At 64.6% G+C, this 23210-nt stretch carries 19 protein-coding genes; 8 read left to right on the forward strand and 11 right to left on the reverse strand.

What is annotated here, in order from left to right; all coding sequences use genetic code 11:
- The first annotated feature begins 7 nt into the window (after window positions 1–7).
- Window positions 8–3520 carry a transcription-repair coupling factor gene (mfd, locus tag ACXYMR_RS08145; RefSeq protein WP_458942354.1) on the forward strand — a complete coding sequence of 1171 codons (3513 nt, stop codon included), beginning with the start codon at window positions 8–10 and terminating at the stop codon, window positions 3518–3520.
- Window positions 3521–3526: 6 nt separating this feature from the next.
- Here mfd and ACXYMR_RS08150 read toward each other — a convergent pair whose 3' ends face one another.
- A complete protein-coding gene (locus ACXYMR_RS08150; protein ID WP_458942355.1) occupies window positions 3527–4864 on the reverse strand; it encodes a PleD family two-component system response regulator in 1338 nt (445 codons plus the stop codon).
- A 79-nt stretch (window positions 4865–4943) separates the two neighbouring features.
- Between ACXYMR_RS08150 and ACXYMR_RS08155 the strand changes: the two genes are divergently transcribed.
- Window positions 4944–6029, forward strand: coding sequence for a CaiB/BaiF CoA transferase family protein (locus tag ACXYMR_RS08155; RefSeq protein ID WP_458942356.1), 1086 nt, complete (start codon window positions 4944–4946; stop codon window positions 6027–6029).
- Between the two features lie 3 nt (window positions 6030–6032).
- Here ACXYMR_RS08155 and ACXYMR_RS08160 read toward each other — a convergent pair whose 3' ends face one another.
- Window positions 6033–7226, reverse strand: a complete 1194-nt coding sequence (locus tag ACXYMR_RS08160; protein ID WP_458942357.1) for a pentapeptide repeat-containing protein — start codon at window positions 7224–7226, stop codon at window positions 6033–6035.
- A 307-nt stretch (window positions 7227–7533) separates the two neighbouring features.
- Here ACXYMR_RS08160 and ACXYMR_RS08165 point away from each other — a divergent pair, with 307 nt between their 5' ends.
- Window positions 7534–7785 carry a hypothetical protein gene (locus ACXYMR_RS08165; protein ID WP_458942358.1) on the forward strand — a complete coding sequence of 84 codons (252 nt, stop codon included), beginning with the start codon at window positions 7534–7536 and terminating at the stop codon, window positions 7783–7785.
- Here the strand turns inward: ACXYMR_RS08165 and ACXYMR_RS08170 are convergent.
- Window positions 7782–8774 carry a helix-turn-helix transcriptional regulator gene (locus tag ACXYMR_RS08170; protein ID WP_458942359.1) on the reverse strand — a complete coding sequence of 331 codons (993 nt, stop codon included), beginning with the start codon at window positions 8772–8774 and terminating at the stop codon, window positions 7782–7784. The two genes, ACXYMR_RS08165 and ACXYMR_RS08170, sit on opposite strands and share 4 nt — an antisense overlap.
- Before the next feature lie 85 nt (window positions 8775–8859).
- Here ACXYMR_RS08170 and ACXYMR_RS08175 point away from each other — a divergent pair, with 85 nt between their 5' ends.
- The 4 genes from ACXYMR_RS08175 (at window position 8860) to ACXYMR_RS08190 (ending at window position 12129) form a co-directional block, all read left to right on the forward strand.
- On the forward strand, window positions 8860–9933 hold the full coding sequence (locus ACXYMR_RS08175) for a YihY/virulence factor BrkB family protein (protein WP_458942360.1): 1074 nt from the start codon (window positions 8860–8862) through the stop codon (window positions 9931–9933).
- Between the two features lie 69 nt (window positions 9934–10002).
- Entirely contained in the window at window positions 10003–10707 is a 705-nt protein-coding gene (locus ACXYMR_RS08180) for a CoA transferase subunit A (protein ID WP_458942361.1), read from the forward strand.
- On the forward strand, window positions 10707–11366 hold the full coding sequence (locus tag ACXYMR_RS08185; protein WP_458942362.1) for a 3-oxoacid CoA-transferase subunit B: 660 nt from the start codon (window positions 10707–10709) through the stop codon (window positions 11364–11366). The genes ACXYMR_RS08180 and ACXYMR_RS08185 overlap by 1 nt, the downstream gene beginning before the upstream one ends.
- Window positions 11367–11793: 427 nt before the next feature.
- A complete protein-coding gene (locus ACXYMR_RS08190) occupies window positions 11794–12129 on the forward strand; it encodes a hypothetical protein (protein WP_458942363.1) in 336 nt (111 codons plus the stop codon).
- A gap of 108 nt (window positions 12130–12237) precedes the next feature.
- On the opposite strand, the gene ACXYMR_RS08195 is transcribed toward ACXYMR_RS08190, so the two are convergent.
- The 8 genes from ACXYMR_RS08195 to msrP all read right to left on the reverse strand — a co-directional run bounded on the left by ACXYMR_RS08195 (window position 12238) and on the right by msrP (window position 21234).
- Complete coding sequence (locus tag ACXYMR_RS08195; RefSeq protein ID WP_458942364.1) at window positions 12238–13623, reverse strand: L-serine ammonia-lyase; 1386 nt, start codon at window positions 13621–13623, stop codon at window positions 12238–12240.
- 41 nt (window positions 13624–13664) lie between these two features.
- Window positions 13665–14894 (reverse strand): kynureninase, encoded by a 1230-nt coding sequence (kynU, locus tag ACXYMR_RS08200; protein ID WP_458942365.1) that lies wholly within the window; start codon window positions 14892–14894, stop codon window positions 13665–13667.
- 14 nt (window positions 14895–14908) lie between these two features.
- Complete coding sequence (kynA, locus tag ACXYMR_RS08205) at window positions 14909–15760, reverse strand: tryptophan 2,3-dioxygenase (protein ID WP_458942366.1); 852 nt, start codon at window positions 15758–15760, stop codon at window positions 14909–14911.
- Window positions 15761–15946: 186 nt separating this feature from the next.
- Window positions 15947–17776: a M2 family metallopeptidase gene (locus ACXYMR_RS08210; protein WP_458942367.1), complete on the reverse strand. Its 1830-nt coding sequence runs from the start codon at window positions 17774–17776 to the stop codon at window positions 15947–15949.
- A 101-nt stretch (window positions 17777–17877) separates the two neighbouring features.
- Complete coding sequence (locus ACXYMR_RS08215) at window positions 17878–18327, reverse strand: YaiI/YqxD family protein (RefSeq protein ID WP_458942368.1); 450 nt, start codon at window positions 18325–18327, stop codon at window positions 17878–17880.
- Window positions 18327–19457 carry a M14 family metallopeptidase gene (locus tag ACXYMR_RS08220; RefSeq protein WP_458942369.1) on the reverse strand — a complete coding sequence of 377 codons (1131 nt, stop codon included), beginning with the start codon at window positions 19455–19457 and terminating at the stop codon, window positions 18327–18329. Before ACXYMR_RS08220 ends, ACXYMR_RS08215 begins: the two co-directional genes overlap by 1 nt.
- An 80-nt stretch (window positions 19458–19537) precedes the next feature.
- Complete coding sequence (locus ACXYMR_RS08225; RefSeq protein ID WP_458942370.1) at window positions 19538–20209, reverse strand: protein-methionine-sulfoxide reductase heme-binding subunit MsrQ; 672 nt, start codon at window positions 20207–20209, stop codon at window positions 19538–19540.
- A gap of 2 nt (window positions 20210–20211) precedes the next feature.
- Window positions 20212–21234, reverse strand: a complete 1023-nt coding sequence (gene msrP, locus ACXYMR_RS08230; protein ID WP_458942371.1) for a protein-methionine-sulfoxide reductase catalytic subunit MsrP — start codon at window positions 21232–21234, stop codon at window positions 20212–20214.
- A 218-nt stretch (window positions 21235–21452) separates the two neighbouring features.
- Between msrP and ACXYMR_RS08235 the strand changes: the two genes are divergently transcribed.
- On the forward strand, window positions 21453–22997 hold the full coding sequence (locus ACXYMR_RS08235; protein WP_458942372.1) for a GNAT family N-acetyltransferase: 1545 nt from the start codon (window positions 21453–21455) through the stop codon (window positions 22995–22997).
- Window positions 22998–23210: the final 213 nt, after the last annotated feature.

Consider the following 23210-nt stretch of genomic DNA (forward strand, 5'->3'; position numbering starts at 1 on the left):
CCGGACGATGGCAAGCGACGCACCGGCCGATATCGAGATGATCGCCGCCGTAAAGGGGCGCGCCGTTGTCGGCGGTGCTCCGGAAGGACTGGACGCGCTTGTCTTTGCCGACGCGGCGCGCCTGCGCGGCGGCCTCAGCATGTTCGTGGCCCGCGATGACAGCCGCGCGGCAGCCTTTGTGGCAGCGCTCGAATTCTTTGCCCCGGACCTGGAATTGCTTCGGCTTCCCGCGTGGGACTGCCAGCCCTACGACCGGATCTCGCCGTCGCCACGAGTGGCCGCGCGCCGGGCTGCAACGCTGGCCCGCCTGGCGGCCAAGGATCTCGGCGGCACGACATTGCTGGTCACCACCATCAACGCCGTTACCCAGAGGGTGCCTCCCAGCGCCGTGATGGCCCAGTCGGCGATTGCGGTGCGTCCCGGTGCCAGCGTCGATGTCGAAGTGCTCAAGGCGCATTTCTCGGTCAACGGCTACGCCCGTACGGCGACCGTCATGGAGCCCGGTGATTATGCCGTGCGCGGCGGCGTGGTCGACGTCTACCCGCCGGGCGCCAGCGAGCCGGTGCGTCTGGATTTCTTCGGTGACACGCTGGAATCGATCCGCGGCTTTGACCCGGAAACCCAGCGCTCGACCCGCCAGCTCGACGGGATCGAATTCCGGCCGGTCAGCGAGGTGCTGATCGACGACGACAGTATTTCGCGCTTCCGCTCGGGCTTCGTGAAGACCTTCGGGGCAGTGCAGGGCGGCGACCCGGTCTATGAAGCGGTGAGCGCCGGGGCTCGGCCGGCCGGCGTGGAGCACTGGCTGCCGCTGTTCTACGAGCAGACCGCAACCCTGTTCGATTACCTGCCCGAAGACAGCCTGATCGCCGTTGACCAGCTGGCCGAGGAAGCGCTCGACGAACGCGTGTCCCAGGTGCGCGACTATTACGAGGCGCGCCAGTCGGTGGCTGAGAGCAAGCACGAATCCAGCCTGTCGGCACCGGCCTACCGCGCGCTCAAGCCGGAAGCGCTGTATCTCGACCGGGCCGACTGGGAGGCCGGGCTCGCCGAGCGTCCGCAGCGCCATTTCACCGCCTTCCGGGACCCGGGCCCGCAAAGCATCGATGTGGGCGGCAAGCAGGGGCGCAATTTCACCGCAGAACGTACGGCCCAGGAGGTCAATGTGTTCGACGCCGCGGCGTCGCACATTGCCGACCTCGGCAAGGTGGGCAAGCGGGTGGTGCTGGCGTCTTGGACCCTCGGGGCCTCGGAGCGGCTGGCGTCCGTGCTCGCCGATCACGGCGTCGGCAAGACCGCCCTGGTCGATCGCTGGAGCGATGTGACCGGGCTGAAGCCCAGGCAGGTCGCCCGTGTGGTGCTGCCGCTGGAGCATGGTTTCGAGACCGACACGCTGGCGGTGATCTCCGAGCAGGACATTCTCGGCGACCGGCTGGCGCGCCCCCGCCGCAAGCGCAAATCGGCCGACATCATTGTCGAGGCCGGCGCCATGACGCCCGGCGACCTGGTCATCCATGCCGACCATGGCCTGGGACGTTTCATCGGCCTCAAAACCCTGCCGGTACAGGACGCGCCGCACGATTGCATCGAGCTTGAGTATGCCGGCGAGGCCCGTCTCTACCTGCCGGTGGAGAATATCGAACTGCTGTCGCGCTACGGCGCCGACAGCGAGACCGCGCAGCTCGACAAGCTCGGCGGCGTGGCCTGGCAGGCGCGCAAGGCGAAGGCCAAGAAACGCCTGCGGGACATGGCCGACCAGCTCATTAAGATCGCCGCCAAGCGACTGTCGCGCACGGCCGAGCCGATCGAGCCGGCGAGCGGCATTTATGACGAGTTCAGCTCGGCCTTCCCCTATGCGGAGACCGACGACCAGCTCAATGCCGTCGACGACGTGTTCTCCGACCTGGCCCGGGGTCGGCCGATGGACCGCCTGATCTGCGGCGATGTCGGCTTCGGCAAGACCGAAGTGGCGCTGAGGGCGGCCTTCGTGGTGGCCATGTCCGGTCAGCAGGTCGCGGTTGTGGCGCCGACGACCCTGCTGGCGCGCCAGCATTACAAGACCTTCTCCGAACGGTTCCGCGGCTGGCCGGTCAAGGTGCGGCACTTGTCGCGCCTGGTGGGCACCAAGGAGGCCAAGGCGACGCGGGACGGTCTGGCCGAGGGGACGGTGGAAATCGTCGTCGGCACACACGCCCTGCTGGCCAAGAACGTGAAATTTTCCGACCTCGGTCTGCTGGTTGTCGACGAGGAGCAGCATTTCGGGGTCAAGCATAAGGAACGGCTGAAGGAATTGCGCTCCGGGGTACATGTGCTGACGCTGACCGCGACGCCGATCCCGCGCACGCTGCAACTGGCCCTGACCGGGATTCGCGACCTTTCCCTGATCGCCACGCCGCCGGTCGACCGGCTGGCGGTACGCACCTATGTGGCACCGTTCGACCCGGTATCCGTTCGCGAAGCGCTGTTGCGAGAGAAGTATCGCGGCGGCCAGGCCTTCTTCGTCGTCCCACGGATCAGCGATCTGGAAGAGGCAACCAAATTCCTGCGCGAAAGCGTGCCGGAAGTGACCTATGTGGCGGCGCACGGGCAGATGGCGCCGACCCAGCTGGAAGACATCATGACGGCCTTCTACGAAGGTCGTTACGACGTGCTCCTGTCCACCACGATCGTCGAATCCGGCATTGATATCCCGACCGCCAACACGCTGGTCATCCATCGCGCAGACCGTTTCGGCCTGTCCCAGCTCTACCAGTTGCGCGGCCGTGTCGGGCGCTCCAAGACGCGTGCCTATGCCTATCTGACAACCCCGGCCCGACAGAAGATCACCGAAAGCGCCGAGCGCCGTTTGAAAGTGATGCAGTCGCTGGATTCGCTGGGTGCCGGTTTCACTCTTGCTTCGCATGATCTCGATCTGCGCGGCGGCGGTAATCTGCTCGGCGAGGAACAGTCCGGCCATATCAAGGATGTCGGTGTCGAACTGTACCAGTCGATGCTGGAAGAGGCGGTGGCCTCTCTACGTTCCGGTGGCAGTGAAGAGGATGACCAGGACTGGTCACCGCAAATCAATGCCGGGGCGGCCGTGCTGATCCCCGATCATTACGTGCCGGACCTCGACGTCCGACTGCAGCTTTATCGTCGCCTGTCTTCGCTCGAGGACAAGGCGGAACGCGAAGGCTTCGCCGCCGAACTGATCGACCGGTTCGGGCCGCTGCCGCAGGAAGTGGAAACGCTGATGCGGGTGGTTGCAGTCAAGGCCCTGTGCAAGCAGGCCGGGGTGGAGAAAGTCGATGCCGGGCCCAAGGGCGCCGTCGTGCACTTCCGCAATAACCGGTTTGCCGATCCGCGCGGCCTGGTCGAGCACATCTCGAAGAATCCGGCCCTCTGGAAAGTGCGACCGGACCAGAAGCTTGTCCTGCGGGCCGAGTGGGATGCACCGGAGGACCGGCTGCGGGCCATCGAGCGCGCCATGCAGCCGCTGGCCGATCTGGCACGGGGCAAGGCCGAGGCAATGCCGGCCTGAGGTCGCTCAGCCTTGTGCCGACAGGGGCGAGACGTTTGAGCGCAGACTCCTCACAGCGCGGTCGACCAGCTCGTCGGCCGTTTCCCCCGGGCGCACGAGGACCGGTGCGGCCCGAACGCTCAGCCGGAATGGCTGGAGCGGGTCCTGGCTTTCGAACGCTGTGCATTCGGCGATCGCCGACACGCGCGCCGCGACGGAGCCGATGCCGGCCGCGTCGGTGAAGGGCAGGACGGCAAGAAACACCGAAGAGGCAATCCGGCAGGCGCCGTCTTCGGACCTCAGCAGATGGCGCAGCATGGCCGCGAACTGGCGCCGCGCTTTCTCGGCTGAAGCAGCATCGGGCTGGTTTGCGCCTTCCGGCAGCAGCACTTCGAGGGCGATGGCGGAGAATTGCAGTTCATCACGGGCGCTGGCCTGGAGCAGGTCGGCAATGTGCGACGTCAGGAAGCCGGGCTGGAACAGGCCGGTCTCGATCTCCAACGTGCGCGGTTCGCGGCAGGCTTCCAGCGCGGCCTTGGCCTGGCGGCGGCGGCGGCGCTCGGCCGTCAGCGTCATGATGCGCTCTCGCAGTTCCGCTTCGTCGCTGGACGGCGGCAGGATGTCGGACACACCGCGGGCAAACGCTTCTTCCGCCATTTCGCTGTCGACCTGGTCGGTCAGGAGCAGAACCGGCGTGTGGTAGAGCCGGGCATTGCGCCGCATGGCCGAGGAAATGGTGAAGGCGATGTCGCGCTTCCCGGTGGCATTGAGCACGACGGCGTCAAACGGACGTTCATGGAGATAGTCAAAGGCCGAGTAGGACGAGAAGGCGGCGATCAGCTCCGCGCCTTCCTGTTCGAGGGCAAATCTCAGCGCCATGAAGCGCGGCGAGGCGTCGCCGACATAGAGCACGCAGGGTTTGGGTTCCCGGCGTTCAACGCCATCGCCGCGACGTCCGTACAGCGCCGTCGCTTCGGTGCGGTGGCGGGCAATGATCTCCATGGTGTGCAAGCGCACCAGCGCGCGCACCCGAGCAGCGATCTGAACCGGTGGTGCCGGTGAGCGCATCCAGGCGTCGATCTGGTCCTGAGGTCCGATACGGCCAGGTCCCACCACCAGAACCGGACGTTCGCCGGGCGCGAAGCGCTGGAACGCAGCCAGACCGTCGATGACATCCTGGTCGGTCTCGGCAAGGATGACACCGGCGGCCCAGATCCGCCGCCGCCGCGGCGGTGGACTGTCACCGCGCACCACACGCACCTGCAAAGCCAGGCGTTGAAGCGCTTCGACCATGTCGGATGGAGCATCCGATCCGGCATGGATCAGAACGTCGAGTTCCCGGCCCATATTTCCCCCTGCCGACATTTTCGGCCCGCCTGTATTTGGAGATCTTGTCACAGATGCCACGCTTCACAATCAACGAATCGCGAGGAAGTCGGTAACCATGACAACGCAAGGTCCTCTAAAAGGCGTTAAAGTTCTGGAATTCGTCGGGCTCGGCCCGGCGCCGTTCTGCGCCATGATGCTGTCCGACATGGGCGCCGACGTGGTGCGCATCGACCGCCCGGGCGCAGCCGGCCTCGGCCCGGCCGAGATTCTCGGTCGCGGACGCCGGTCCGTCTGTCTCGACCTGAAGCAGGCGGACGAAATCGAACTGGGCAAAAAGCTTATCGGGCAGGCCGACATATTGCTGGAGGGCTACCGCCCGGGCGTCATGGAACGGCTGGGCCTGGGGCCGGATGTCGCCCTGGCTGCCAATCCGGCCCTGGTTTATGGCCGCATGACGGGGTGGGGCCAGCACGGCCCACTCGCCCACGCGGCCGGACATGACATCAATTATATTGCCCTGTCCGGTGCCCTCGGTGCCATTGGAGACCGGGAGCGTCCCGCCGTACCGCTCAACCTGGTCGGCGATTTCGGGGGCGGTGCCATGTATCTCGCCTTCGGGGTCCTGGCCGCCCTTCATCATGCCAAGGCGAGCGGGGAGGGGCAGGTGGTCGACGCGGCCATCGTCGACGGGGCGACCTCGCTGATGGCGTCGCAATACCAGCTGGCAGCCCTCGGATTATGGTCGCCGAAGCGGGGCAGGAACCTGCTCGACGGAGCGGCGCATTTCTACACGACTTACGAATGCCGTGATGGCAAGCACGTCTCCGTGGGCCCGCTGGAGCCAGAATTCCATGCCCTGCTGTGCGAGAAAATCGGCGTCAGCGTGGCGGATTATCCGGCCGACTGGAGCGGCGCCAACTGGAACGAGGCCAAGGCTGCATTCGCGGAAATATTCCGCCAGCGAACCCGCGATGAATGGTGCGAGTTGCTCGAAGGCACGGACGCCTGCTTTGCGCCGGTGCTCGATTACCTGGAAGCCGCCGAGCATCCGCACATCCGCGAGCGGGGCTGCCAGGTTGAACGGGACGGCGTGCGCCAGCCCGCGCCGGCCCCGCGCTTTTCGCGTACGCCCGGCGCCATCCAGGCGACGAGCGCGCCCGGAGCCGATCGCGATGCAGTGCTTGAGGACTGGGGCATCTGACCCTCAGGTCAGAATGCTCTTGTCGGTTTGCGCGCCGCCGGCCCGCAGGCAGCCGGCTTCCGTCGTGCCCATCCGTGTCAGGATCAGCCGGGTGCCCTCGGCACGCACATGAGCGAGCTCGGCGCCGCGCATGTCGGCAAAGCGGCAATCACTGTTCATGAGTGAGGTCGGCAGGCGGCGACCGGGCCCGAGATCGAGCGGACCCAGACAGGCGCCGCGCAGATCGCTGTGGCGCAAGCGGGCGCCGGTCAGGTCGGCACCCCGCAAATCGGCCCCGCGAAGATTGCAGTGGCGCAGGTCGGCGCCGGCGAGGCGGGCGCCCTGGAGCTCGGTGTTGCGCAGGTCAAGGCCGCTGAAATTGGCGCCCTGGGCCTGCAGCGCGGTCAGGGCCCGCCCGGTCAGATCGGCAGCGCCCCGCAGATCGCAGCCCTGCAGGTCAGCGGGCTCGCCCTCGCGCCCGTCGCTCGTGACCCGCTTTTCGTGGTTGTCGAGCAGGCGTGTGACGGTGACCGGGTCGAGTCGCTGCGCTGTATGAGCCGCGGCTGCATCGTCGGTCACCATGTCTGTTTGGCCGGCCTGGCTGAAATCCGCAGCGGTCAGGTCGGCTCCCCGGAAATCACAATCGCTGACATTCGCGCCGACAAACACGGTTCCGGCCAGCAGGCTCTCGGCGAAGACGCTGCCCGACAAGTCCGCCCGATTGAAGCGGGCGCCCTTGAGGCAGGTATCGGAAAAGTCGGCTTTGCGGGCCGAGACCGCGTTCAGTCTCGCTTGCGATAAGCTGGCGCCGGACAGGCAGGCGCCGTCGAGGCAGGCCGGCTGGGCCTTGAGGGCCCCGTTGTTATCGGGAACGGCCAGTTCCCGCAGATCGGCATGATCGCAGCGAGCGCCGGTGAGATCCGCCTCAACCAACACACAACCGCGCATATCGGCACCGCTCAGATCGGCCCCGACCAGGTTTGCCGAAGTCAGATTGGCACCAGACAGGCGGGCACCGCCAAGTTGCGCAAGCTTGAACGAACATCCGTCGAGGCGGGCGCCGCTCAAGTCGGCATCGCGCAGGTCCCGGCCATCAAAGCACGCCCCGCGCAGATCCATGCCACGCCAGTCGAGGCTCTTGCCGCCGGGCCGCCCGGTCAGCAGGGCTTCGTGGGCGAGGGTTGCCGCGTCAATCACCGTCTGGTCAATGGTCGCCATGTGTCGCGAGAGTCCGAATGAAGCCCAAGGTCCGGTTGTTATCCAAGACCAAAGCTTTCCGGATAGTTGCATAATGCATTCATATCGTATTCAGGCGCAGTTACCGAGACTGCCCCTGAGACCCGCGGGCATTCTCTTGTCCCTCGCCAGCCTGCCGGTCTGCGACCGCGACGCGAGTCGATGAAACGCCGGTCTCCCCAAGGCCGGCGTTTCTGCGTCTGCCAGGCCAGAAACTGGGGTGACTGGTTTTGTCGCGCCCGGCCCGCAAGATGTCTTCATCGAAGCTCGTATACGGATGGAGAACACGATGGCTCTCGCTATCAACGCTTATATCGAAGGTGCCAACGGTGCCCTGCGCACCATGAAGCCGCACCGTTTCCGCGACGGCTATTTCCGCATGCAGCGCCCCGGCGACACGCTGGACTGCCTGCACGTGGAAGACCTTCGCTCGGTGTGCCGCTACCTCGCCAAGGGCTACCTGTTGGCGATGAGCTCGTCCGACGGACATTCCATGCCGTCCTGGACACCTTCAGACAGCGTGCGTATCGGGGTGCGCTAGGGCAGGCTGGGGAAATCGGAGCGGCGATGGCCAGCGACCAGATCGGCAAGGGCCCGGGGTTCAAGGACCTCGACCTGGTCGCCCCAGGCATAGAGATGCCAGGCCATTTCCAGGTGTCCGCTGGCCTCGAAGCGGACGACCAGGGAGCCGTCCTCCAGCCATTCATTGCTCTGCAGCGGGTGAAAGCGGAACCGGGCGGCGTGTGGCGCCGCGTCGGGGCTGAACTTCCATGCCACCGGACCGAATTCGGCCTGGTTCTGGAACACGCCGAAGGCGCGCTGGGCGTGGTCTTCGAGCGAGAAGTCCGGGTCGCGGGCGAACCAGTCCGGCGTCACCTCGGCGGCGGAAATGTCCTCGACGCGATAATGACGCATCACCTTGTCATCGCGGCGCCGGTCGCGGGCAACCAGATACCGCCGGGCGCCGAGCAGCAGTCCGTAGGGCTCGACCAGGCGCTCGGCCGCTGCCGCGTCGCGGCGCCCCCGATACTGGATGCGCAGGACGAACGGCCCCTTCAGGGCTTCGGCGATGGCGGCATCGACGGCCGGGTCATTGGCCGGACGCGGGCCAGGGCGGGCGGCGTGCCCCATGGCCTCCAGCAGCGCCTCCTCGTCCGCTTCTAGCGGCATCAGGCGGCGTTCGGGAGTGAGGATCTTGATAGTCTCGCGCAGTTGACGGAGCTTGGCCGCCTCGCCACCCAGCCCCTCGGCATCGAGCACCGGCGCGGCCAGTTCCAGCGCCGCGATCTCGTCGGCCGAGGGGGCAAAGAATTCGGCGACGCGCCGCCGCGGGATACGCCAGCGCTTGTGCCCCTCGACATCGAAATAGGCCTCGGTGTCGGGAAACACCTGTTCCAGCGCCCCGGTCATGCGCTGGGCAGTGCGCCGCACGCAGCCGAACTCGGCCTCGATCTCGTCCAGCGAAACACCGATGCGGCCGCTGGCGCGTTTGGCCAGCTCGAGAAGGTCAACGGCCTTGGAAAAAGACATGGGCTTACCGTATGTTTGGCATCAGTCGCGAGACCGGGCCGGAATGAGCGAGTCGCGGTTCGCCCTAGGTCGTAAACGACGGGATATGCTCAAGTCACTCCGGAAACTGGTACCGGCCGATCACCCGGCCGTGCAACAGGCGCGACGCCTGGCCGTTCCGGTCGGACATGTCGTGGCGCCGGTCATCGCCGCCATTCAGCGCTCGATGGCGCGTGATGTCATGCTGTTCGCCGGCGGCGCCTCCTTCTTCTCCATGCTGGCCCTGTTTCCCGCCCTGGCCCTGGCCATGTCGCTCTACGGCTTCCTGTTCTCGATGGAAGATGCGCGAGCCCAGTTCGCGCGCTTTGCCGAGATTATTCCGGGTGGCGCCCAGTCTTTCGTGCTCGACCAGATGGAACGTATCGCCAACGTCCCGCTGGCCGCGGTGTCACTGAACGGTTTCATTGCCCTGGCGGTGACCCTGTTTGCCGCGGCGCGGGGCATGAAGGCCCTGATAGCAGGCCTCAACCACCTCGCCAGCGGCCAGGACCTGCGCAATGTCCTGCATTTCAACCTGCTCGCCATGGTCAGCCTGATGATCGGGGCCGGACTGGTCCTGGTCGCCAATGCGGCCGTGCTCGTCATCCCGGTGTTTTTCCGGCGTCTGTCCGGCTATCTCGGCGTCGCCTCGCCGGATGTCCGCCTGGTCGTCAATGAATGGACAGCCTCGGGTGCCGTGCTGCTCATCGCCCTGGTTCTGCTGTACCGCATGACCATGCAGCGACGGCGACAGCGCGAATCGGTGAGCTGGCGCGCCTCGTGGGTGGCGGCGATCGTCTCGACGACGCTCTGGCTGCTGATATCCAAGGGGTTCTCGACCTATGTCGGCTATGTCATCGACGCCAGTGTCTATGGCTCGATCGGAGCCCTTGTGGTTCTTTTGCTGTGGATTTACTGGTCTGCCTATGCCGTCTTCTTCGGCGGCGCCCTTGCGGTCGAGCTGGACCGACGCCACCAGTGGAGCCGGCAGGGGTTCGACGAGGACGAAATCGAGCGACGCAGCGCCAAGGTGCTGGAGATCGAGTCGGAACCGGACAGCGCCGACACGGTCGACGAAAAGCTGGACCGGGCAGTGGGCAAGCGCAGTGCGCGCCCGCAGACGGGTGGCAGGGAAGACTAGATTTTGCTGCATTCGAAGCATAAACATGAACCGAATATCAACTTGAACAGAACCGAAGCAGGGGTCCGCATGAAAAAGGTATATCCCGACGCCAGATCCGCCCTCGACGGGCTGGTGTTCGATGGCATGACGCTGATGGCCGGCGGGTTCGGCCTGTGCGGCATTCCGGAAAACTCGATCGCCGCGCTGCACGCCATGGGCGTCAAGGACCTGACGGTGATCTCGAACAATTGCGGGGTCGATGGTTTTGGTCTCGGCATCCTGCTGGATGCCAAGCAAATCAAGAAGATGGTGTCGTCCTATGTCGGCGAGAACAAGGAATTCGAGCGCCAGTTCCTGTCCGAGGAGCTGGAGCTGGAATTCAACCCGCAGGGCACGCTGGCCGAGCGCATCCGCGCCGGCGGGGCCGGCATTCCCGGCTTCTTCACCAAGACCGGCGTCGGCACGCTGATCGCCGAGGGCAAGGAGCACCGCGAGTTCAATGGCGAGACCTACATCATGGAGACCGGGTTGACCGCCGATGTCTCCATCGTCAAGGCCTGGAAGGCCGACCCGCAGGGCAATCTGGTATTCCGCAAGACGGCCCGCAATTTCAACCCGATGATGGCCACGGCCGGCAAGGTGACCATCGCCGAGGTTGAGGAGATCGTCGAACTGGGCGAGCTCGATCCGGATCACATCCACACGCCGGGCATTTTCGTCCAGCGCCTGTTCAAGGGCGAGTTTGAGAAGCGGATCGAACAGCGCACGGTGCGCGAGAAGGAGAGCGTCTAATGGCCTGGACACGTGACGACATGGCGGCCCGCGCCGCCCAGGAACTGGAAGACGGCTTCTACGTCAATCTCGGCATCGGCATCCCGACCCTGGTTGCCAACCACATCGCCGACGATATCGACGTCACCCTGCAGTCGGAAAACGGCATGCTGGGCATGGGCCCCTTTCCGACCGAGGAGGAGGTGGATGCCGACCTGATCAATGCCGGCAAGCAGACCATCACCGAGCTGCGTCGCACCTCCTATTTCTCTTCCGCCGACAGTTTCGCCATGATCCGCGGTGGGCATATCGACCTGTCCATCCTCGGCGCCATGGAAGTGTCGGAGAATGGCGACATCGCCAACTGGATGATCCCGGGCAAGCTGGTCAAAGGCATGGGCGGGGCCATGGACCTGGTAGCCGGCGTCAAGCGCGTCGTGGTGGTCATGGACCACGCCAACAAGCGCGGTGAATCCAAGGTGCTCAAGGCATGCTCGCTGCCGCTGACCGGCCAGGCCTGCGTCGACCGCATCATCACCAATCTCGGCGTGTTCGACGTCAAGGGTGACCATCTGGAGCTCATCGAGCTGTCGCCCGGCACCACGCTGGACGAGGTCGCCGAACTGACCGAGGCCAAGTACACCGTCTCGGACAATCTGATCCGCCACCAGGCGGCCTAGTCACCCGGATGTCATGCAGGCGAGGGCGGTCCCGGTGGGGCCGCCCTTTCTCATTGGGGCCGGGTTGCTGACCTTTCCGTGCCTGGACGCCCGCCCGCCAACCGGCCGAACGGGCGGGTCGCGCTCCGCAGCGCGTGGGGATATGACACCACGAGGTGATGATATGCGGCGGTCTTGCAACACTTTCCTCAAGACTTGCGGGCCGATCGCCGTATCGTTCTCACCTGCGGTCTGGTCCATCGAAATAAACTGATACAGATCAGTAATTTCGCGTCATATTGTCTGGATTCGTAGGCACCGCAGAAAAATCTATGGCGTCTTCCGGATTCAAGTATAATGCGTCGATCAGGACCGGTCGTGCCGATGCGTTCGCCGGGCGGTTACTGAGCAGTTGGATTGTCTTTAATACTCCCTGAGAGGAATAAGCATGAAGTCGATTCTGTCCCTGGCTATCCCGGCGCTTGCGCTCGGACTGGCTCCCGCTGCCTTCGCTGACCACCACGAAGCGGCCCAGCCGGCTGCGGACGACTGCGCCGCCCTGCACGCCACCCTGATGGCGCGTCACGAGGCAGGCGAAACCGAGGAGGACATCATGGCCTCGCTCGACGAAGAAACCCGTGCCCAGGCGGACGCCTGCAAGGCGGAGATGGACGGCCATCACGGCGAGGGCGAGAGCCATGCTGAAATGGAAGCGGAAGTCGAAGTCGAAGCTGAAGTCGGCATGGACGATGCCGGCGACGCCGATCACGGCGATGACCACTAATCACCGGCTTTCCGGTTCTGCCGGAACCGAGTAACCGAAAAGGCGGCACCCTGGGTGCCGCCTTTTTTGCATCTTGCGCAAGGCGGGCCAGACCCGATCGGTCTCGCCTCAGCAGGCCACCACGTTTACGGCCAGGCCGCCCTGGCTGGTTTCCTTGTACTTTTCCTGCATGTCGACCCCGGTCTGGCGCATCGTTTCGATGACTTGGTCGAGCGACACCTTCATGTCCGCCGAGGTGGCGCGCAGGGCCAGGCGGGCGGCGTCGATGGCCTTGATCGCACCGATCGCATTGCGCTCGATACAGGGGATCTGGACCAGGCCGCCGACCGGATCGCAGGTCAGGCCGAGATTGTGCTCCATGCCGATCTCGGCGGCATCCTCGATCTGCTGGTTGTTGGCGCCCATAGCCGCGGCCAGCGCTCCGGCTGCCATCGAGCAGGCCACGCCGACCTCGCCCTGACAGCCCGCCTCGGCGCCGGAAATGGAGGCGTTCTTCTTGTACAGCGAGCCGATTGCCGCGGCGGTCAGGAAGAAGCGCTGCAGGGCTTCCTCGTCGTCGACATCGCGGTGGTAATGGTCGAAATAGCGCGCCACCGCCGGAATGATGCCCGCCGCGCCATTGGTCGGTGCGGTGACGACGCGGCCGCCGGCCGCATTCTCCTCATTGACCGCCATGGCCCACAAATTGATCCAGTCCATGGCCGCCAACGGATCGACATCCGGGTCGACCGGCTCGGCCTTGAGATCGCGGTACATTTTCGGGGCGCGGCGCTTGACGTTGAGGCCGCCGGGCAGGGTGCCGTCCTCGGTCAGGCCGCGGTCGATACAGTCCTCCATGGCGCGCCAGATTTCCTCGATACCGGCACGGATGGTGTCCTCGGGCAGGAAGGTGCGCTCATTCGCCAGCATGATGCGGTGGATGGACAGGCCGGTGCGGTCACCGATCTCGAGCAATTCCCTGGCCGAGTTGAACGGGTAGGGTTCACCCTCCTTGACCTCGGCCGCCGAATTGCGCCCCGCCTCGTGCTCGTCGATGACGAAACCGCCGCCGATCGAATACCAGATCTCCTCGAGCAGCACTTCGCCTTTTGCATCAAAGGCTCTGAATTTCATCGCATTCGAATGGAAAGGAAGCCGCACGTCGCCGCGGAAATCGAGGTCTTCCCTCTCGTTGAAGACCAGCGACGTGCCATCGGCCAGACGCAGCTCATTGTCCGTGCGGATGCGCTCCAGCCGGGCCGGGATCTCATCCGGGTCAACGGAAGCCGGATCGCAGCCTTCCAGGCCCAGAAGGACGGCCTTGTCGGTGCCGTGACCCAGGCCGGTGAGGGCCAGTGAACCGTACAGCTCGGTCTGCAGCCGGGTCACCGACGCAGCGCCGTGCTCGCGCTGCACCTTCTCGACGAACAGCCGCGCAGCCTTCATCGGCCCCACAGTATGCGAGGACGAAGGGCCGATACCAATCTTGAACAGATCAAAGACGCCGAAATGCATGTGGCCTCAGCTGTGGCTGCAAAGGGAGAGGGTGGGGACGGTCAGGTCACCGCGGAGCGTACATGATAGCGCGGCTTGCGCCACTCTTCGGTCTTCATGATGTCAGCAAGCCCCTCGACAGCTCGCCAGACATCCTCATAGCTGGTGTAGAGCGGGGTAAAACCGAACCGCAACAGGTCCGGTGCGCGGAAATCACCGATGATGCCGCGGGCGATCAAGGCCTGCATGATCGGGTAGCCGTGCTCGTGGGCAAACGAGACCTGGCTGCCACGCCGCTCAGGATCGCGAGGGCTGGCCAGGGTGAATTCCGGCAGCCGCGCCTCGACCAGCTCGATGAACAGCGAAGTCAGAGCCACCGATTTTGCACGCACGGCATGAATGTCTGCCTCGACAGCGATATCCAGACCGCATTCCAGGGCCGACATACCGAGGATGCTGGGCGAGGAACACTTGAAGCGGTCAATGCCATCGGCTGGCCGGTAGCCATCCTGGAAGGCGAACGGATCGGCATGACCCAACCAGCCCGACAGGGCCGGGAAGACCTCGTTCTGATAGCGCTTGGCGACATAGATGAAGGCCGGCGCACCGGGCCCGCCATTGAGATATTTGTAGCCGCAGCCAACCGCGAAATCGACGTCGCAGGCATCGAGGTCGATGGGCAGCGCGCCGGCGGAATGGCACAAATCCCAGATCACCAGCACGCCCTTGTCGTGGGCGGCCCTGGTCAGGGCCTCCATGTCATGCAGATAGCCGAACTTGTAGTGCGACTGCGTGATGAGGAGCGCCGCAACGTCCTCGTCGAGCGCCGCTTCCAGGTCCTCGGTGGCGACAAGTTTCTGGCGGACCCGTCCGCCGGTGACCGCCGACAGGCCTTCCATCATGTAGACATTGGTCGGGAAATTCCCGGTCTCCGACAGGATCAGGGAGCGCTCGGGGCGAAGCTGGATACAGGCCGACAGCGCCTTGAAAATATTGATCGATGTGGAATCAGCGACGACAACGTCATCCTCCGCTGCCCCAATCAGCCTGGCCACCTTGGCGCCAAGCCGACGCGGCAGGCCGATCCAGTCATGCCGGTTCCACGAGGTGATGAGATCGCGGCCCCATTCCTCGCGCATGACCTCCTGCATCCGTCCGGCTGCGGCCTTCGGCAAGACGCCCAGCGAATTACCGTCGAGATAGACGACACCGTTGGGAAGATCGAACCGCTCACGGAAGCCGGCCAGCGGGTCAGCCGCGTCGAGCGCGCGAATATCGGTCAGATTGGTCATGGTCTCAGATGTCCTCAAAGGGAGGTGCGTACCGTCCAGAGTTCCGGGAAGAAGCGCAGGTTCAATGCCTTGACGAGATAATGGACGCCCGATGTCCCGCCCGTGCCCTGGCGAAAGCCGATGATGCGCTCGACGGTTTTCATGTGATTGAAGCGCCATTGCTGGAACTTGTGCTCCAGATCCACCAGTTTCTCGCCGAGCTCGTAGGCTTCCCAATGGGTCTGGCTGTCGCGGTAGATCTCGCGCCACACGGCCTCCACGTCGTCGCTGGGCTCATAGGCCTGCGACCAGTCGCGCTCGACCTTGTCCTGCGGAATGGCATAGCCGCGCCGGGCCAGCAGGCGCAGCGTCTCGTCCCACAGGCTGGGGCGCTCCAGGGCGCCGCGCACCATGGCGCGGGCCGGCGGGTTGTCGTCATGCACCCGCGCCAGGGCGGCATTCTTGTTGCCCAGCGAATATTCCAGCGTGCGGTACTGGAAGGACTGGAAACCGGAGGAATTGCCCAGCTTGTCGCGGAACACCAGGTAGTCGGCCGGGGTCATGGTGGCGAGCACTTCCCAGGCCGTGATCAGCTGTTCCTGGATGCGGCTGACCCGGGCGAACATCTTGAGCGCCGGCCCGACCTCGTCCTGTCGCAGGTGGGCGATGCCGCCTGTGACCTCGTGCAGGGCCAGTTTCATCCACAGTTCGGCGACATGATGGATGATGATGAACAGGGTCTCGTCATGCTCGCCGGAGACGGGTTTCTGGGCCGCCAGCAAGGTGTCGAGCGCCAGATAGCCGCCATAGGACATCTCGTCCTTGAAGTCCCAGTGGATGTCGGCCTCGTCGGAGACATCGACGCTGGTGTCGAATTTCTCACTCATGCCTGTTCGTCCCTTTGACGGCACGCCGTACCGGCTTTGGCGCGCGTGAACTTGGTGTCACTGGTGTAGGCGGGCGAGGGGCCTGCGATCAACTGTGCCGCTGCCTTACACGCGCGGGGCGACCGAAATTGCCCACAAAAAAGGCGGCCCCGGTCGAGGCCGCCTTTCCCGTGTTGTCCCTTCAGCCTACCAGCCGCAGGCCCGACCCTCGTTTTCCTCTTCCAGATACTCCATGAGCGGCTGGAAGTAGGCGATGATGGCAGAGCCATCCATTTCGCGGGTGCCGGTGAAGGCTTCCAGCGCGTCCGGCCAGGGCTCGGAGGCGCCCATTTCCATCATCGCGTTGAAACGCGTGCCGACTTCCTCATTGCCATACACCGAGCAGCGGTGCAGCGGACCTTCCCAGCCAGCCATCTCGCAGGCCGTCTGGTGGAACTGGAACTGCAGGATGTAGCTCAGGAAATAGCGCAGGTACGGGACATTGTTGGCGATGTGGTACTTGGCACCCGGATCGAAGGCATCGGCCGGGCGTTCGACCGGCGGGGTGATGCCCTGGTACTGGTTGCGCAGCTCCCACCAGGCCTCGTTGTAGTTCTCCGGCGTAATTTCGCCGCGGAAGACGCGCCAGCGCCACTGGTCCATCATCACCGCGAAGGGCAGGAAGGCGATCTTGTCGAGCGCGGTGTTGAACAGCAGGCCGACATCGGCCGAGGCGTCCGGCACCTGGCTCTCCTCGAGCAGGTCGATCTGCACCAGGTATTCCGGCGTCACCGACAGGGCCACGAAGTCACCGATGGCCTCGTGGAAGCCGTCATGGGCGCCGGTCTGGAACAGGATGTCCTGGGTATTGTAGGCGCGCTGGTAGTAGTTGTGGCCCAGCTCGTGGTGCACGGTGCGGAAATCCTCGGCATTGACCAGGGTGCACATCTTGATGCGGATGTCGTCCTGCCAGTCGAGATTCCAAGCCGAGGCATGGCAGACCACGTCGCGCCCTTCCGGCGCGGTGATCAGCGAGCGCTCCCAGAACGTGTCAGGCAGCGGCTCGAGACCGAGCGAGGTGTAGAAACGCTCGCCGACGCGCACCATTTCCGTGGCGTCATAGTCATTCTCTTCCAGCAGCGCGGTCAGGTCATAGCCGGCATCGGCCTCGCCGGCGCTGACGATGTCATTGATCGGCGCCCAGCCCTGGGCCCACATATTGCCGAGCAGGTCGGCGCGGATCAGTCCGCTGTCGGCCTGGACTTCGTCGCCGTAATACTCGTTCAGGCCGTCACGGACGAAGCAGTGCAGCTGTTCATAGAGCGGTTCGACCTGGCCCCACAGGCGCTCGACCTCGGCTTCCATCTCGTCGGCCGGCATGTCGTAATTGGACAGCCACATCTCGGCCAGGTCGGCAAAACCCAGCTCGCGGGCGCCGGCATTGGCGATCTCGACCATCTCGGCATAATTGGCGCTCATCTCGGCCGGCTGGATGGCGGCGCGCCACTCATTCCACATTTCCTGCAACACGGCCGGGTCGCGTTCCGTGCCCATCAGGGCCTGCAGCTCATTGAGCGTCTTTGTTTCGCCATTGAGATCAATGGTCCCGGTCGAATAGGCGGACGCCATCGCCGTGGTCAGTTCGGCCAGGCGCTGGGCCTGCTCCGCGCCGGACGGGGCAGGCAGGGTGATACCGGCGGTCAGCGCGGTCATCTTGCGACGCAGGTTCTGCGGCAGGTCGACATTGGCCCAGTGGGCGGTCTCGACGGCGGCCTCGACGGACATTTCCGTGGCCTGGGCGCTCATCCGGCTGACCAGGTATTCGGTGTCCTGGGTAATGAAGTTGGAATAGACCCAGGAGGTGCGGGCGGCGAACTCGCCGAAATCACGGGTCTCTTCCTCGACATCGGCCAGGAACTGCTCCGCGCCCTCGACCGTGGCCGGGTATTGCGGATCATCATTGTGGTCGGCCCAGGCCGGCGCGCCGGCGCCGATCATCAGGGCAGTCGCGGCCACGCCGCTCAGCAAACGGGTCATTGGATCTCCTCCGTGAAGTGCTTGTTCTTGCTTGGCCGCCATCCTCGCCGGATTGCCGCCTGCGTCAAGCGGCAGGTGCGAGGCATTACACCGCTGTAATGTCAGGCCCGCTTTGCCTTCTGCATGACCCGCTCAAGGCCATCGAGGAAAGCGGAACGGTCGCGCGGCGAAAAGGGCTTTCCGCCGCCTCCGGACATCTCGCCGCTCGAGCGCAGATCGGTCATCAGGTCCCGCATGGCGAGGACCGAGCCGATATTGTCGGCGTCGAACGCCTTGCCCCGGTGATCGATGGCCAGCGCGCCGGCCTTGAGGCAGCGGTCGGCCAGCGGAATGTCGCCGGTGACGCAGACATCGCCCGGCCCGATGCGATCGGCGATCCAGTCATCCGCTGCGTCGGCGCCCTGGTCGACGATGACCAGCCGTGCCCATTGCGAGTTGGGACGCCGGATGCCGCCATCGCACACGAACAGGATCTCGGTGCGGTGGCGCTCGCCGACCCGGATCACCTCGTCCTTGACCGGGCAGGCATCGGCATCGACGTAGAGCGTCATCAGATTTCGGCCACCATGCGCATCATGGCGTCCAGATTGGCCGCCCCCAGCTTGCGGCAGCGCTCGGGCGACCAGCCGGTCTCGGTATTGGGCAGGTCCGCATTGTCCTTGAACGGCATTTCCAGCGTCATCGCCAGACACTTGAATTCGTTGGCGAGATAGTTGGTGCACACGGACAGGTTCGCGGTGCCGGGAGCGTCCACATCATAGCCGTGCTCGGTCTGGAAGTCCGGGCTCGCCGTGGTCAGTGCTGCCTTGTAGCCATCGAGCAGGCGCTGGCCGCGCGTGTCGAAACTGGGCGCGCCTTCACCACCGGCGATGAAATTGTAGGGCAGGGCCTCGTCCCCGTGCACGTCCAGCGCGATGTCGATGCCGGTCTCGCGCATGCGATTGAGCACGTGGAAGACTTCCGGCGAGCGCTCGAGGCTGGCCTTGTCCCATTCCCGGTTCAGATTCACGCCTTTGGCATTGGTGCGCAGATGCCCGCGCCTTGACCCGTCCGGGTTCATGTTCGGCACGATGTTGAGCACGGCCTTGCTGCGTAGCGTACGCGCCACCGGATCGTCCTCGTCGAGCAGGCGGGCGAGGAATCCTTCCATCCACCATTCCGCCATGGTCTCGCCGGGATGCTGGCGCGCCGTGACCCAGATCACCGCCTTGTCCGCGTCGGCATCGCCGACGGTGAGCAGGTCCATGGCCTGGCCGTCATGGGTCTCGCCGAGAATGTCCAGTCGCACGTCCGGGTGGGTCTGGGCCCAGGCGATGAGATCGTGGTGACGCTCCATCGAGTAGGGAGCGAAATAGGCAAACCAGATGCTGTCGGCTTCCGGCGTGTGATTGATGGTCAGCGTGCCGTTCTCAAACGATGTACCGACGCGGAACCAGGTCTCGCGGTCATAGGAGGCGCAGGCCTGGTAGCCCGGCCAGCCTTCCAGATAGGCCGCGCCACCGGCATTCTCGATATGCATCGTCAACGCTTCACCCATGGCGCCGGAAACCCGGAAGTGGAACCACTGGTAGAAGTCGGAATCCTTGTCCTTGCGGATCTCCAGGCGAACGCGGCCAGGGTCGGCCGCATCGAGCACGATGATATTACCGCTGTCGAAACGGTCGGTGATGTGAAGGCTCATGAAAAGGCTCCGCTGTATCGGGCGCGAAAATGCGATGCCCCCTGAGATATCGCAACAGTTTGTGCGCCGAAACCGGGATTTCAGGCCGCCGCCGCAGGCCGCGCCGCACGCCGTCGCCAGGCCCAGAGGCGGTAGCCGAGGAGTGCGGCAAGGATGCCACCATGGATCCAGGGGCCGAGCTGGTTGCCTTTCTCCATGAAGCCGTGATGCAGCACCGCCAGGGTGGCAATCGGGTAGACCAGGTAATGCAGGCGCTGCCAGCGCGCCGCACCGAGGCGGCGCACCATGCTGTTGAACGAGGTCAGCGCCAGCGGCACGAGAAGGACCAGTGCCGTCATGCCAAGCGTGATGTAGACCCGCTCGACAATGTCCTCCCACCAGCCCGACATCATGCCGGCGACGCTGCCGCCGGCGGCCAGGTATTTGTCGAGGAAGAGATAGGCGGCCAGGTGCAGCACCGCATACCAGAAGGCGGCCAGGCCGATGCGGCGGCGAATCCTCATGATCGGCAGCCAGCCGGTCAGGTCCCGGAAGGGCGTGACCGCCAGTGAGATCAGCAGGATGCGCAGGGCCGTATCGCCCAGGAAGCGATGCGTCGTCTCGATCGGATTGAAGCCAAGCTCATGGCTAGCACCGGAGAGCAGCAAATACCATTGCCAGCCCATGTACAGGCCGGGCAGGGCCAGCAGCCAGAAGGCGAGGGGTTTCAGCGCGTGCCGGGCAAACCCTCTCAATAACGGACGACGCGACATGCTCAGTGATTCTCGATCAGGTCCATGCCGGCATAGAGGTGGGCCACCTGCTCGCTGTACCCGTTGAACATCTCGGTATCCCGGCGGGCAAACGGGCCGGCGCCGATGACCCGCTCGCTGGCCTGGCTCCAGCGGGGATGGGCGCGGTTCGGATTGACGTTGGAATAGAACCCGTACTCACGCGGCGCCGAGCGGTTCCAAGAAGTCACCGGCTGCTCGCTGACAAAGCGGATGCGGGCAATCGACTTGGCCGATTTATAGCCATACTTCCACGGCACGACGAGGCGGACCGGGGCCCCGTTCTGGTTGGGCAGGATGTCGCCGTACAGTCCCACAGCGAGGAAGGCGAGCTCATTCATTGCCTCGTCCATGCGCAGCCCCTCGACATAGGGCCAGTCGAGGACCGGGAACCGGGTACCGCGCATCTCGCGGCGGTTATAATAGGTCTCGAACTGGACATAGCGGGCGTCGGAGGTCGGTTCGAACCGGCGCAGCACCGAGGCCAGCGGCACGCCGATCCACGGGATCACCATCGACCAGGCCTCGACGCAGCGCAGGCGGTAGACGCGCTCCTCCAGCGCGGAAAAATCGATTACGTCCTCCAGCCCGAACCGCCCGGTGCGACCGGCATGGCCCTCTACCTCGATCGACCACGGATCGGTGGTCATGGCGTGGGCATGGCGCGCCGGGTCGTCCTTGCCGACGCCGAATTCGTAGAAATTGTTGTAGCCGGTCACCGCGTCATACGGGGTGAGGGGGTCGGCAACACTGTATTGCGTGGTCTCGAACGCGAGGCCGCCGGACGGCTCTGTGGCTTCTGCGGTCGCCGGCGGCTCGGCCGCTGCCCCGCTCTGCCCGGTTTCGACCACGCCGTCGGTACCGGTATCCGCCTCGCCGCAGCCGACCAGTCCGCTTGCCGCGACAGCACTGGCTGCGGCCATGATCTCGCGCCTGTTGAGATAGCGCGACTTCGGGGTGATCTGGGATTGCGGCAGCTGCCAGGGTTGATGTCCGCGCTTCGGCATGTTGCCCTCGTGTTTGCTTGTCCAGCTAAACTAGGGGAAATTCCGGTCTTGTCCCGCACCCCCACAGAAACGTGATCGGTGGCGCTGCGCCCCACATGCACTGACAGTGGCCGTGCGCCCGGCGGGACAAGGCGAAATGATTTGACAGCGCAGCGGATTCAGATGTTCTGCGCCGGCCAGCCTTGGCCAGTTCCTTGCCGCCCGTGAAAGGCACTCTCTTGCCCAGCCAGACGTCCAAACCCTCCCTCAATGTCCGCAACGCCACACTTGAGGACATTGCCGGCATCATTGCCCTGTCGATCAAGGTCTACACCGAGTTCGATCCCTACGTGGAAAGCATGATCCAGGGCCAGATCATCAACTTCCCGGAAGGCCAGATCGTCGTCGAGTATGATGGCGAGATCATTGGCTATTCGGCCAGTTTCATCATTGACGAGGAAGCGGCCCTGGGGCCGCACAGCTGGAACTCCATCACCGGGAACGGGTACGCGTCACGGCACAATCCGAAGGGCGAGTGGCTGTACGGCATGGAAGTCTTCGTCGACCCCGACCGCCGGCGCCTGCGCATCGGCCAGCGCCTGTACAATGCGCGGCGCGAGCTGTGCGAACGCTTCGAGCTCAAGGGCATCGTGTTCGGTGGCCGCATGCCGGGCTGGCAGCGCAAGCGCAAGCAATACCCCACGCCCCAGGAATACCTCGACGCCGTCATCGCCCAGGAAGTCTCCGATCCGGTCCTGCGGTTCCAGCTGCGCATGGGATTCGAGCCGATCGGCGTTCTCGAAGGCTATCTGCCCTATGACAAGGCATCGGGCGGCTGTGCCTCGCACATGGTCTGGCGCAACCCCTATGCGGTCGAGCAGACGCTGAGCCGCAGCGCGCCGCCCGGCATCAAGGAAGTCGTGCGCGTGGCCACGGTGCAATTCCAGCAGCGCGCGGTCGCCAGCTTTGAGGAATTCATCAGCAATATCGAATACTTCGTCGACGTCACCTCGGACTATCGCTGTGATTTCGTGGTCTTCCCCGAATTGTTCACCCTGCAGCTCCTCGCCATCGAGGAAACCCGCCTGACACCGGCCCAGTCGATCGAGCGGCTGACCGAGTACACGCCGCGTTTCGTCGAGGCCATGCGCCAGCTGGCCATCAGCTACAATATCAACATCATCGGCGGATCCCACCCGACCCGTACCAAGAAGGGCGAGATCCAGAATGTCGCCTATGTCTTCCTCCGTGACGGCTCCGTGCACGCCCAGGAGAAGGTCCACCCGACACCGTCGGAGCGCCATTGGTGGAATATCCGCGGCGGCGATGAAGTGATCACCATCCCGACCGACTGCGGACCCATCGGTGTGCTGATCTGCTATGACTCCGAATTCCCCGAACTGGCCCGAAAGCTCGTCGATGCCGGTGCGAAACTGCTCTTCGTGCCGTTCTGCACCGACAACCGCCAGAGCTACATGCGGGTGCGCCATTGCTCCCAGGCCCGGGCCATCGAGAACCAGTGCTATGTGGTGCTGTCGGGCAATGTCGGCAATCTGCCGGGGGTGGAGAACATGGACATCCAGTACGCCCAGTCGTGCATCCTCACTCCGTGCGACTTCCGTTTCCCGCGTGACGGCATTGCCGGCGAGTGCACGGAGAATGTCGAGACCGTGGAGATCGCCGATCTCGATCTGACGGACCTGGAATGGGCCCGCCTCGAGGGCACTGTGCGCAATCTCCGCGACCGTCGTTTCGACCTCTACGCGGTGAAATGGCAGACCTGAGATTGCCGACCCGCGCATTCATGACGCGTTGCGGGAGTGTGGCGCCGACCCATCTGGTTTCAGCATGTTACCGATTGTCGGCTCTTGAAGTGGCCGTCGCCGATCACGTTTTGCCAGCCCCCTTGAACCGGTCCGGGACTTGGCCGCACTATGGCCCGATTCCGGCAAGTCACCTTGCACCACCCCGCTATCCCGGGACAGCGGCGCCCATCG

It is taken from the genome of Maricaulis sp. CAU 1757 (assembly GCF_054482675.1).